The 11,795-nt window shown below is 62.4% G+C and carries 10 protein-coding genes; 8 read left to right on the top strand and 2 right to left on the bottom strand.

Annotated elements, in window-relative coordinates:
• Nucleotides 1–35 precede the first annotated feature (35 nt).
• From AC3CB8_RS22355 to AC3CB8_RS22320, 8 genes are all read left to right on the top strand, one after another.
• The gene (locus tag AC3CB8_RS22355) at nucleotides 36–1,508 is read left to right on the top strand and encodes an aspartate aminotransferase family protein (protein ID WP_352564732.1); all 1,473 of its coding nucleotides are present in this window, start codon (nucleotides 36–38) and stop codon (nucleotides 1,506–1,508) included.
• Nucleotides 1,509–1,529: 21 nt separating this feature from the next.
• Entirely contained in the window at nucleotides 1,530–2,762 is a 1,233-nt protein-coding gene (locus AC3CB8_RS22350; protein ID WP_352564734.1) for a hypothetical protein, read from the top strand.
• Nucleotides 2,759–3,517 carry an FkbM family methyltransferase gene (locus AC3CB8_RS22345; RefSeq protein WP_023769841.1) on the top strand — a complete coding sequence of 253 codons (759 nt, stop codon included), beginning with the start codon at nucleotides 2,759–2,761 and terminating at the stop codon, nucleotides 3,515–3,517. Before AC3CB8_RS22350 ends, AC3CB8_RS22345 begins: the two co-directional genes overlap by 4 nt.
• A 152-nt stretch (nucleotides 3,518–3,669) precedes the next feature.
• Nucleotides 3,670–6,231: a GcvT family protein gene (locus AC3CB8_RS22340; RefSeq protein WP_352564736.1), complete on the top strand. Its 2,562-nt coding sequence runs from the start codon at nucleotides 3,670–3,672 to the stop codon at nucleotides 6,229–6,231.
• A 94-nt stretch (nucleotides 6,232–6,325) separates the two neighbouring features.
• Nucleotides 6,326–7,174 (top strand): DUF1194 domain-containing protein, encoded by an 849-nt coding sequence (locus AC3CB8_RS22335; RefSeq protein WP_023769843.1) that lies wholly within the window; start codon nucleotides 6,326–6,328, stop codon nucleotides 7,172–7,174.
• 112 nt (nucleotides 7,175–7,286) lie between these two features.
• The gene (locus tag AC3CB8_RS22330) at nucleotides 7,287–8,237 is read left to right on the top strand and encodes an ABC transporter substrate-binding protein (protein ID WP_023769844.1); all 951 of its coding nucleotides are present in this window, start codon (nucleotides 7,287–7,289) and stop codon (nucleotides 8,235–8,237) included.
• A 68-nt stretch (nucleotides 8,238–8,305) separates the two neighbouring features.
• Nucleotides 8,306–9,079: an ABC transporter permease gene (locus AC3CB8_RS22325; protein WP_023769845.1), complete on the top strand. Its 774-nt coding sequence runs from the start codon at nucleotides 8,306–8,308 to the stop codon at nucleotides 9,077–9,079.
• Nucleotides 9,076–9,873, top strand: a complete 798-nt coding sequence (locus AC3CB8_RS22320) for an ABC transporter ATP-binding protein (protein WP_023769846.1) — start codon at nucleotides 9,076–9,078, stop codon at nucleotides 9,871–9,873. The genes AC3CB8_RS22325 and AC3CB8_RS22320 overlap by 4 nt, the downstream gene beginning before the upstream one ends.
• 7 nt (nucleotides 9,874–9,880) lie before the next feature.
• Here AC3CB8_RS22320 and AC3CB8_RS22315 read toward each other — a convergent pair whose 3' ends face one another.
• Both AC3CB8_RS22315 and AC3CB8_RS22310 read right to left on the bottom strand, forming a co-directional pair.
• A complete protein-coding gene (locus AC3CB8_RS22315) occupies nucleotides 9,881–10,894 on the bottom strand; it encodes a GlxA family transcriptional regulator (protein ID WP_352596360.1) in 1,014 nt (337 codons plus the stop codon).
• Between the two features lie 327 nt (nucleotides 10,895–11,221).
• Nucleotides 11,222–11,356 carry a hypothetical protein gene (locus AC3CB8_RS22310; RefSeq protein ID WP_013894968.1) on the bottom strand — a complete coding sequence of 45 codons (135 nt, stop codon included), beginning with the start codon at nucleotides 11,354–11,356 and terminating at the stop codon, nucleotides 11,222–11,224.
• Nucleotides 11,357–11,795: the final 439 nt, after the last annotated feature.

The following is an 11,795-nucleotide window of genomic DNA, read 5'->3' as shown; positions in this document are numbered from 1 at the left end:
ACGACGCCAGTCTCGGGCGCGAACAGGAGATTGAAATGACCGTCATGGCCAAGCCGGAACAGACGAATACGCGCACCCTGGTCAGCGCCCCGACACTGTCGCCCGCCACCACCGCCAAGCCCGATCTGATCAGCGTCGAGCAGGCCAAGTCGATGGATATCGCAGGGATGACCGACCTGTTCAAGGCGCATCTCAACCCCGGCCAGCTGCATTTCATGAAGCTGCTCGGCTTCCACAAGATCAAGATCGAACGTGCAGAGGGCATGTTCTACATCGACCAGAAGGGCCGCAAGATCCTCGATTTCTTCGGCGGCTTCGGGTCGCTGGCCTTTGGCCACAACCATCCGCGCATTCTGGAAGTACGCAAAAAATTCCAGGAGGAAAAGCGGCAGGAAATCGCCATCGCCTTCATGTCGCAATATGCGGCCGCGTTGGCGCACAACATCGCCAAATGTTCGCCTGGCGATCTCGACATGGTGTTTTTGGGCTCGTCCGGCTCGGAAGCGATGGAAGCGGCGGTGAAGCTTGCCGAGCGTGCCGCCGGCCCGAAGCGACCGAAAATCGTCTATGCCGAAAATTCATTCCACGGCAAGACCAAGGGTGTACTGGGCATCACCGACGGCCAGCTCTATCGCGCCGACTTCAGGATGGCCGACAACACCGTCCGCATTCCCTTTGCCGATATCGAGGCCGTAGAGCGCCTGTTCCGCTCCGATCCGGAGATCGGCGTCATCGTGCTGGAAACCATCCAGGGCGGCGGTGGCATCATCCAGGCGCCGACTGAATACTGGCAGAAGCTGCGGGCGCTGTGCGACCAGCATCATGTGCTGTGGGTCGCCGACGAAGTGCAGTGCGGCTATGGCCGCTCGGGCCGCTTCTATGCCTTCGAGCATCATGGTGTCGTGCCCGATGTGACGGCACTGGCCAAATCGCTGGGCGCCGGCAAGGCTGCTGTCGGCGCGATGATTGCGCGCCGCGAAATCTACATGAAGGCCTACGGCACGCCGAAGACGGCGATGATCCACGCCATGGCCACTTTCGGCGGCATGGGCGAGGCGTGTGCCACTGCGATCGAGGGCATCAACGTGCTTTACGACGAGGGGCTGATCGACAACGCCGCCGTCACCGGCGAGTACCTGCTGCAGCGGCTGCAGACACTAAGGGAAAAATACCCGAAGGTCATCAAGGACGTGCGCGGCAAGGGTTTCATGGTGGGGCTGGAGTTCCACGACTTCTCGCAGACCTTGCCGATGGTGCTGCGCCCCATCGTCAGCGTGCTCGACGACAAGCTGAAGGGTTCGCTGTCCGGTTTCGTCGGCGCGCTGCTGCTGCGCGACTACGACGTGCTCGTCGCCTTCACCGAATACAACCGCAATGTCATCCGGCTCGAGCCGCCGCTGATCTGCCGGCGCGAGCATGTCGACCGCTTCGTCGATGCCTTCGACGGTCTCTTGTCGCGCGGCATCGTGGCGATCGTGAAGGATTTCGTCAAAAGCCAAGTCCGCTGAAACGAACGTCGCTGAGAAGACATGCTGACCAAGTCGCCCGCTCCGCAAAATCCACTCGACCGGCTCGCCGAGGCCGGTCTGGCGTGGGGCGAGGGGACCTATGCGCGGCTGGCGGCTCCGATCGGTGCGGCTGCCTTCGCCCTCTATATGCTTTTGACGGCGTTCACGGCCTGGGTGATGCCCGACGCCAACTGGGACATGCTGCCCTATCTCGCAATATCGGAGGAGGGCACCTACCCGGATGCGCAGGCGCTGCATGACTATGCCTACAACACCGTCAAATCGGGTGTCTCGGCGGGCGACTACAAGGCGCTGACCGACGATGGCGGCGGTTTCCGCAGCCACATGGCGCAGAACGCCGCCGACTTCCATTCGTTGCTCGGCATGTACCGGATCAAGTTCCTCTATGCCGAAATCCTGTCGACGCTGAGTTCCGTAATGTCGCCAGTCGAAGCGATGCGACTGGTGCAGGTGTTTTCGGTCCTGCTGTTCGGCGCGATCACGCTGCTTTGGCTGCGCGGGGAAAAGGCATTGGCGTTGGCACCGGTGGTCGGCGCGGTGCTGATCATGGCCGATTTCGGCGACGCCGCGCGCGCTTCGACACCGGACCTGCTTACCTCGGCGCTGTTGCTCGGCGGTCTCTTCGCTTATGTCCGAGGCCGCGAGGCGGCGACGGCGATCCTGCTCTTCCTCGCCTTCATGGTGCGGCCGGACAACATAGTTTTTCTCGCCGTTTTCGCTGTGCTGCTGGTCCTGTTCCGGCAGAGGGCCTGGGGCGCGCTGGTCGGGTTTGCCGCTTCGCTCGCCGCGTATTTCGCCATTTCGCACTGGGCCCATCATCCCGGCTGGTGGCCGCATCTGTGGTTTTCCAGTATCGGGCAACACTACAATATGGACGGGTTCGAGCCGGCTTTTTCCGCCACTGCCTATCTCCGGGCGTTTGCCGCCTCGCTGCTGCGCGCCATCAACCTTAACAGCTGGGTCGGAGTCTCGGTTCTGGCGCTGGCCGGGTGGTTCGCGGCCCACCGCGCCGGCTTCAGGCTCGGTCGCCGCGCGGGCATTCTGTTTGCCGCGCTGGTGCTCGGTGCGCTGGCCAAATTCAGCGTCTTCCCGATTCACGACACGCGCATCTATTTCCCGCATCTGATCCCGCCATTCCTGCTGCTGGCACCGCCTTTCATGGCGTTGTGGGCGGAGGTCGCCGGCGTCCAGCACCGCGCCGCCCTGCACATCATACCAGGAGACAAATCATGAGTTCAGTTTCCAACCTGGCGCGCATTGCCCTGTCGCTCGGCCTTCCCGCCGGCCTGCTCGATCGCGGGCCTTCGCTGCGCGGCACCAAGTTTTTGGCCAAGGCGGCGCTGAAGGCACGCTTCGGTGATACCGGCCGGCCATTCCAGATGGTCAATGTCGGCGCCTGCGATGGCGCACTGTTCGATGACGTGACGCCGTGGCTGCACCGCATTCCAAGGGCCCGCGCCATGCTGGTCGAGCCGATCCCGTACAACCAGAAACGGCTGCGCGCCAATTACCCTGACACGGACCGCTTCGTCATCGAACCCGTCGCGGTGACGCGAACAAAAGGCACGATCACCGTCCACACCTTTGACGCTGCCGCACTGGAAGCCGGCACGCTGCCGATCGAGTTCATCGGCTGCTCGTCGGTGACCGACACCAATTTGATGTCGGGCAAGAATGCCTGGGGCGAGGCCGACGCCAACTTCAACAAGTTCGCGCCGCATCTGAAAGACATTGAGGTGCCGTCGGAGACCTTGCAGACATTGCTCGACCGCAACGGCATCACCCATATCGACGCCTTCCTCGTCGATTGCGAAGGCGCCGACTGGATCGTGTTCGAGCAACTCGACCTCAAGCGCTATCGTCCCGGCATGATCAAGGTCGAGGTTGGTGCGCTGCCCGCGCCGGAGATCGGACAGGTGGTGGTCAAGCTGAAGACAGCGGGCTACCAGGTCGGCTTCCAGGCCGAGGACGTCTGGGCTTTCGCCTGACGAGTAGATGTTTTTCCTGATTTGCGGAGGGGTCGCGCCGCATCCGAGGCGTGTCGCAAACAGGCGGTAGCGCCGTCCCCGTCGCTTGCATATTGTGCCCCGATCAGACGGGCGCCGACGCCGCCCGCAACAGCATTCTGGAGTCGCGGGCAATGGCAGAGTTTCCAAAAAAGGCGAAGGTCGTCATCATTGGCCTCGGCGGCATTGTCGGCGCATCGATCGCCCATCACCTGATCGAGCGCGGCTGGGACGACATTGTCGGCATCGACAAGTCGGGCATCCCCACTGATATCGGCTCGACCGCGCACGCTTCCGATTTCTGCTACACCACCAGCCACGATTTTCTGTCGTGCTGGACGACGCTCTATTCCATCGATTTCTACGAGAAGATGGGTCATTACGCGCGCGTCGGTGGCCTCGAGGTCGCCCGTGTCGGCGACGACGGACGCATGGACGAGATCAAACGCAAGATCGCCTCGGCCAAGGCGTTCGGCACACGCGCCCGTTTGATCGATCCCGCCGAGATCAAGGATAAATTCCCGCTCATCGAACAGGATCTGGTGCAGGGCGGCCTATGGGATCCGGATGCCGGCCTCGTTATTCCGCGCTCGCAGACCGTTGCCGGCAAGCTGGTCGACCAGGCGGAAGCGTCCGGCAAGCTCAAATCCTTCGCCAACACGCCGGCGAAGTCGCTCGTGGTCAAGGACGGCCGCATCAGTGCCGTGGTGACCGACCGCGGCACGATCGAGGCCGACTATGTCATCGTCTGCGCCGGCATCTGGGGCCGGCTGATCGCCGAGATGGTCGGCGAGGACCTGCCGGTCATGCCGATCGACCATCCGCTGACCTTCTTCGGCCCATATACCGAGTTCGCCGGCACCGGCAAGGAGATCGGTTGGCCTCTGCTGCGCGACCAAGGCAACTCGGCCTATATGCGCGACACCGGCGATCCCAAGACCGCCGAGGGGGGCCAGATCGAATGGGGTTACTACGAAGAGACCAATCCGCGCCTCTGCCATCCGCGCGACCTGCTGGAGAAGGACCAGGCACGGCTGTCGCCGTCGCAGCGTGATCTCGATATGGAGCAGATCCTGGCGCCGCTCGAGCGCGCCATGGAACTGACGCCGATCCTGGGCGAACTCGGCTATAATGAAAGCCATTCCTTCAACGGCCTGCTGCAGGTGACGGCCGATGGCGGCCCTTCCATGGGCGAGAGCCAGAAGGTGAGGGGCCTGTGGTACGCTGTCGCCATCTGGGTCAAGGACGGCCCTGGCATGGGCAAGCTGATCGCCGACTGGATGACGGACGGCCGCACCGCGATCGACCACCACGCCATCGACTATGCGCGCTTCTATCCACACCAGACCGAGGAACAATTCATCTGGGATCGCTGCACCGAGACGGCGATGAAGGTTTACAACCCGGCGGTGCATCCGCGTGAACCCTTCTCCAAGGCCCGCAACATCAGGCGCTCGCCGTTCTGGGAGCGTGAAAAGGAACTCGGCGGTTATTTCATGGAGCTGGGCGGATGGGAGCGTGCGCATGGCTATGCCGCCAACGAGCATCTGCTTGAGAAGTATGGCAACCGCGTGCCGGTGCGCGAGAACGAATGGGACAACCGCCATTTCTGGCGTGTCTCCAACGCCGAGCATCTGGCGATGAGCGAGGATTGCGGCATCGTGAACCTCTCGCATTTCTCGATGTATGACATCGAAGGGCCCGACCATGTCGCGCTGCTGGAATGGCTGTGCGCGGCCAAGATCGGCGGCGACAACAACATCGGCAAGGGCATCTATACCCACTTCCTCGATGAGGAAGGCATGGTGCGCGCCGACTTCACGGTGATCCGCATGGCCGACCGCTGCCGGCTGATCGACGGCGCCGACGCCGGCCCGCGCGACTTCCAGTACATGCGCCGCACGGCTCAGGACAAAGGGTTCGACGTCACCATCACCGACGTGACCGAGAAGTACGTCACCATCGGCATCTGGGGGCCGAATGCCCGCACGACGTTGCAAAAGGTGGTCGAGAGCCCGGATGGGCTTTCGCCGGAGAATTTTCCGTTCGCGGCGATCAAGCCGGTCCGGATCGGCGGCAAGGACGTTACGGCGTTCCGTATCTCCTATGTCGGCGAGCAGGGCTGGGAACTGCATATGCGCTACGAGGATGGTCTCGCCGTCTGGGACGCGCTGCGCTCGACCGGTGTCATGCCATTCGGCGTCGAGACCTACGCCAATACGCGCCGCATGGAGAAGAGCCTGCGGCTGCAGAATGCCGACCTCTTGACCGAGTATAATCTGCTGGAAGCCGATCTCGCCCGCCCGAAGGTCAAGGAGAACGATTTCTGCGGCAAGGCCAAGCATTTGGAGTATCGTGAGCGCGCGCACCAGCCGGCGATGCTATGCACGTTGGTGATGACCGAGAACAAGGATTCCAGGGGTGTCGCCCGTTATCCCGTCGGCATCATGCCGGTGATGGACCCCGAGAGCGGGGAAACGCTGGTCGACGAACTCGGCCGCCGCTCCTTCACGACATCGGCCGCCTATGGCCCGACGATCGGCAAGAACATCGCGCTCGCCTATCTGCCCTGGGCCTATGCCCAGGAGGGCCGCAAGCTCAAGGTCGAGTATTTCGGCGAGACCTATCCGGTTGAAGTCGCCAGTGTCGGCTACAAGCCGCTTTACGACCCTGAGAATCTCAAGCCGCGGAGCTGAGCCTTCGCCAAGAATTTCGCGCGCATTTGGATGAGCCCGGCCCAGGTCGGGCTTTTCTCTTTTTCAGCTGTCGATTCTGGCTTACCCTAGCGGCATGTCTGGTTTTGGCACTGCAAGACATCTGCTTTCGAGCGCCGTTGCCCTGGCGGTTACGTTCTGGCTGGCGCCAATGTCCCGCGCCGACGAGCCGGTCGATGTCGAGTTGGTGCTGGCGGTGGACGTGTCGCTGTCAATGTCGGCCGACGAGCTCGAGATCCAGCGTCATGGCTACGCGGCGGCGCTGACGCACGACAATGTGCTGCAGGCGATTGCCGATGGCGCCTATGGCAAGATCGCCGTCACCTATGTCGAATGGGCCGGCACCAACTGGCAACGCGTCATCGTGCCGTGGACAGCGATCGCGACCCGGGCCGACGCGGAGCGGGTGGTGGCGCAATTGTCGGCTCAGCCGCCCAACAGCGCGCGGCGCACCTCGATCTCCGGCGCGCTGGAGTTCGGCAGCGACCTTTTCGCCGAAAGCGGCTACCAGGGAACCAAGCGCGTCATCGACATTTCGGGCGACGGGCCAAACAACCAGGGCGCGCCGGTCAATCTCGCCCGCGACGGGGTGGTCAGGCAAGGCATAGTCATCAACGGCCTGCCGCTGATGACCCGAGGCGGCTTTTCCGGCGTCTATGACGTCAACGATCTCGATCGCTACTACAGCGACTGCGTCATCGGCGGTCCCGGCGCCTTCATGATCCCGGTCAACGACTGGACGCAATTTCCCGAAGCCATCCGCCGCAAGCTGGTGCTGGAGCTCGCCGGCCCGGCGTCACGGCAATGGGCGGCGGCGGAGGCGGATCATCCGCCAGTGGTGCTGGCGCGGGACAAACCCGCCGCCGACTGCCAGGTCGGCGAGAAAATGTGGCGCAACCGCAACTGGATGCCCGACACCAGATAGCGCAATACCAAACCGGTTGCCGGCTGCTTTCCGCGCGAACACGGTCCTGTTGATTGACAAGCCCATCGGCTCTGTGAACAATTTCCCGCAGAAAAACAAAAGGGGAACCGATATGAACAGAATAACCGTCCTTGCCGCGACATTGACGCTTGCCGCGGGCTTGTCCGCGCCGGCGAAGGCCGCCACATCGCTCACCATCGGCATCAGTGGATGGACCGGATTCGCGCCGCTGACACTTGCCAAGCAGGCAGGGCTGTTCGAGAAGCATGGGCTCGACGTGACCTTGAAGAAGGTGCCGCAGGCCAGCCGTCCGCTCGCCATCGCCAGCGGCGACCTGCAATGCGCCGCCACCACGGTCGAGACCTGGCTGGTCTGGAACGCCAGCGGGGTGACCACCAAGCAGATTTTCCAGCTCGACAAATCCTATGGCGCCGATGGCATCGTGGTGCGCAACGACATCAAGACAGTCGCCGATCTCAAGGGCAAGACCGTCGCTTCCTCGGCGCCTGGAACGTCTCCCTACTTCCTGCTGGCCTGGGTGCTGAACAAGAACGGCATGTCGACCAAGGATGTCACGGTCGTCAATCTCGAACCCGACGCGGCGGCGCAGGCCTTCCTCGCCGGCCAGAACGATGCGGCCGTCACCTATGAGCCCTTCATCTCGGCCGTGCGCGACAAGGCCGACCAGGGCCATATCCTGGCGACCACGCTCGACTATCCGATGGTTCTCGACACGGTCGGCTGTACGCCCGAATTCCTGAAGGCCAATCCCGACGCCGCCAAGGCGCTTGCCGACAGCTATTTCGACGCCCTCGACATGATCAAGAAGGAGCCGCAGAAATCCTACGAGATCATGGGCGCCGACGTGAAACAGTCGGCCAAGGAATTCGAGGATTCGGCAAAGTACCTGAAATGGGCCGACAAGGCCGAGAACAAGCAGTTCTTCACCAAGGAATTCCAGGACTTTTCCAAGACCGCCGGCGATCTGCTGCTGCAGATGGGGCTGATCAAGGAGGCACCCGACGTCGCCACACTGGCCGACACCAGCGCCGTGGCGAATTAACGGTTCAACCCCTGGGCACCGTGCGGTGGCGCAGAGCGCCGCCGCCTTGCCGCTGACAAAGGACGAAGATGCGCCCCTTGCATCCTGTCTCTCCGAGCCTGCGAAGCGTGCTCGGTATCTCTTTCTTCGTGCTGTTCGTGGCCTTCTGGGCTTGGATCACGTTTGGCGGCCACGTCAACCGCATCTTCCTCGCCGATCCGCTGTCGATGCTGCGGGACGGCTGGCGGCTGCTGGTCGAGGATCGTTTCTGGCTCGACATACTGATCACCATCTGGCGGGTATTCGGCGGCTTTGTACTGGCCTCGGTCGTCGCGGTGCCGCTCGGCATCGCCATGGGCGCCTGGAAGCCGGTGGAAGCGTTTCTGGAACCCTTCGTCTCCTTCGCCCGCTACCTGCCGGCGTCGGCCTTCATTCCGCTGCTCATCCTTTGGGCCGGCATTGGCGAGCTGGAAAAACTGCTTGTCATCTTCGTCGGCTCGGTGTTCCAGATCATCCTGATCATTGCCGTCAAGGTTGGGGCCACGCGGCGCGACCTGGTCGAGGCCGCCTATACGCTGGGCTCGACCAACAACGGCATCGTCAGGCGGGTCATCATGCCGGCCAATGCGCCCGAGATCGCCGAGACGCTACGGCTGGTGCTCGGCTGGGCCTGGACCTATGTCATCGTGGCCGAATTGATCGGCTCATCGTCGGGCATCGGGTACATGATCATCAACAGCCAGTCGCGGCTGGCGACCGGGCAGATCATCTTCGGCATCATCATCATCGGCCTGATCGGGCTGTTGTCCGATTTCGCGTTCAAGGCGTTCAACCGCTGGCTCTTTCCATGGAGCCTGGCGTGAGCAAGCTTCTTATCGAGGGTGTCTCGCGAACCTTTGCCGGCGTGCGGGGTGGGGAACCCGTCAAGGCGCTTTTACCAATCGTTCTGGCGGTGGCGGCCAACGACTTCATCACCGTTTTGGGACCGTCCGGTTGCGGAAAGTCGACACTGTTGAGGATCGTCGCCGGCTTGGAGGCGCCGAGCGAAGGCCGTGTTCTGCTAGACGGCAGGACGGTGACACGGCCCGGGCCGGACCGCGGCATGGTCTTCCAGTCCTACACGCTGTTTCCATGGCTGACGGTCGCCGAAAACATCGGCTTCGGCCTGCGCGAACGCCGCACGGCCGAAAAGGAGCGGGACGACATCGTCGCTTCCTATGTCGATCTCGTCGGGCTGAGGGGGTTCGAGAACCATTGGCCGAAGCAGCTGTCCGGTGGCATGCAGCAGCGCACGGCGATCGCCCGGGCGCTGGCCAACGATCCCGAAATCCTGTTGCTGGACGAGCCGTTCGGGGCGCTGGATAACCAGACACGCGGGCTGATGCAGGAATTGCTGCTCGGCATATGGGAACGGCGCAAGAAGACGGTGCTGTTCGTCACCCACGACATCGAGGAGGCGATCTTCATGGCCTCGCGCGTAATCGTGATGACGGCGCGGCCCGGCCGCATCAAGTCGGATGTCGCCATCGACCTGCCGCATCCCAGGCACTACACGCTGAAGACCAGTCCCGAATTCTCGGCGTTGAAGGCGCGACTGACCGAGGACATCCGCGTCGAGGCGATGCGAACGGCGCAAGTGCGGTCGGCCGAGACCTGATGCGGGATCAGGCCGCCAGCAATTGCTTGCGGTCGACGCGTTCCTGCTGCGGCGAGCGGGCGTAGAGCTCGCGGTAACATTTCGAGAAATGCGAGGCCGAGACGAAGCCGCAGGCGACCGCCACCTCGACCACCGGCAGCGACGACTGGATCAAGAGATGCCGGGCGCGGTCGAGGCGGATTTCGAGGTAGTAGCGGGCGGGCGACCGTCCCATCTCGGTGCGGAACAGGCGCTCGATCTGGCGGCGCGACAGGTCGACATGGTCGGCGATCTCGATCAGCGACAGCGGCTCGGACAGATTGGCCTCCATCAGCTCGATGATGGTCAGTACTTTCGAGTTCTGCACGCCGAGGCGGGCGCGCAGCGGCAGGCGCTGGCGGTCGGTCGGACTGCGCACACGATCGGTTAGTACCTGCTCGCACACGCGGTTGACGAGGTTCTCGTCGAAATCGTCGCCGATCAGCTTCAGCATCATGTCGAGCGCGGCGGTGCCGCCGGCGCAGGTGTAGATGTTCTGGTCGATCTCGAACAGGTCGGCAAAGACATTGGCCTTCGGAAACGCTTCGGAAAAACCGGGCAGGTTTTCCCAATGGATGGCACAGCGCTTGTTGGACAGGAGCCCGGCTGCGGCGAGGATATGCGCACCGGTGCACAGGCCGCCGACCGCGACGCCGCGATTGTATTCCTCGCGCAGCCAGGCAAAGGCCGACTTGTTCTGGTAGCGCTCGACATTGGTGCCGCTGCAGAGGATGGCCATGTTGGGGCGATCCGGCCCTGCCATCTTCTTGCGTTCCTCCTCCAGCGAGGTGTTGACCGCACACTCGACGCCGTTCGAGGCGCGCACCGGCTTGCCGTCGATGCTGGCGAGGCGCCAGCGATAGGCCTCGTAGCCGAGCATCCGATTGGCGGAGCGCAGCGGGTCCAGCGCGGTCGCAAAAGCGATCATGGTGAAATCGGGAACAAGGAAGAACACAAACGATCGCTTGATCGGATGCTTGACGGCGTTCACGGGGAACCTCATCTGGCCATGACGCGAACAGGATGTCGCGAATAGCATAGCGTCATCAGGAAAAACCATTCCTGTCAATTGGCTAGTCGGCTTTGGCAAGATTAAATTTGCGACATGGGTCGCAAATGGGCAATCGCCGCGCGGTGCCTACTCGAACTAGGCCCCCGTCGGCTTGTGAGAGCGATGGAAGCGCAACAAATAAACGCCGCCTCGGCGGACCGAGGCGGCGGCAGTCAACCCTGAAGCCGCGGCAGGGGCGCGGCTCAGGAGGTGTCTTGTATTTTCGATTTCTACGCAGTTCCGGCCGGGAAAATACGGTTTTCCTGGAACCGCGCTTGTTCAGGCGACGAAGCCGAGACGCGCCGCGGCCATGGCGCCGGTCTGGCCGGGCATGGTGTTGGCAAGACGCTGACGCTCGAGAGCGGTGGTCAGGTTCATTTCGCGGCGGGCGAAGAGGCGGGCAAAAAGCTTCATGATCATCTCCAATCGGTTGCTCGCGCATCAGCCCGAAAATCGAATTGATTTTCGGAAAGCACGATGCGCAGACTCAAAGTGTTAGAGCGCATTTTGTGCGTCCAATTGGACGCACGTCGCTCTAAACGGGTCGCCTTCGCTTGATGGAGTGGGGCAGCTCGTTTGCTGACGGTGATATAGGCTTGTGTGAGCAGGAACTAAATCGCAAAAGCGAAGCGCTTGATATGAAAAGCGACACCGGATGCGACATATTTTGGCAAGCGATGAGCAAGACGCCTAGGATTCATGAATATCTACAGCGATTTAGCCTGAAAATCGAGCTGCTATGCGGCTTGCTCATATGCGCCATGCAGCGGCGACATGGCTCGTGAATTCGTTTGAATACAAATAAATAGAGAAGGCCTGCCGGGCGGGTTGCGCGGCAGGCCTTCAGCACGGG

The sequence above is a fragment of the Mesorhizobium sp. P160927 genome (assembly GCF_057766385.1).
This window is presented reverse-complemented; position numbering and strand designations above follow the sequence as displayed.

What these genes read in the sequence shown, in the direction of transcription:
- AC3CB8_RS22355 (WP_352564732.1), top strand. Translation starts at nt 36, where the DNA reads ATGACCGTCATGGCCAAGCCGGAACAGACGAATACGCGCACCCTGGTC.
- AC3CB8_RS22350 (WP_352564734.1), top strand. Translation starts at nt 1,530, where the DNA reads ATGCTGACCAAGTCGCCCGCTCCGCAAAATCCACTCGACCGGCTCGCC.
- AC3CB8_RS22345 (WP_023769841.1), top strand. Translation starts at nt 2,759, where the DNA reads ATGAGTTCAGTTTCCAACCTGGCGCGCATTGCCCTGTCGCTCGGCCTT.
- AC3CB8_RS22340 (WP_352564736.1), top strand. Translation starts at nt 3,670, where the DNA reads ATGGCAGAGTTTCCAAAAAAGGCGAAGGTCGTCATCATTGGCCTCGGC.
- AC3CB8_RS22335 (WP_023769843.1), top strand. Translation starts at nt 6,326, where the DNA reads ATGTCTGGTTTTGGCACTGCAAGACATCTGCTTTCGAGCGCCGTTGCC.
- AC3CB8_RS22330 (WP_023769844.1), top strand. Translation starts at nt 7,287, where the DNA reads ATGAACAGAATAACCGTCCTTGCCGCGACATTGACGCTTGCCGCGGGC.
- AC3CB8_RS22325 (WP_023769845.1), top strand. Translation starts at nt 8,306, where the DNA reads ATGCGCCCCTTGCATCCTGTCTCTCCGAGCCTGCGAAGCGTGCTCGGT.
- AC3CB8_RS22315 (WP_352596360.1), bottom strand. Translation starts at nt 10,894, where the DNA reads ATGAGGTTCCCCGTGAACGCCGTCAAGCATCCGATCAAGCGATCGTTT.
- AC3CB8_RS22310 (WP_013894968.1), bottom strand. Translation starts at nt 11,356, where the DNA reads ATGAAGCTTTTTGCCCGCCTCTTCGCCCGCCGCGAAATGAACCTGACC.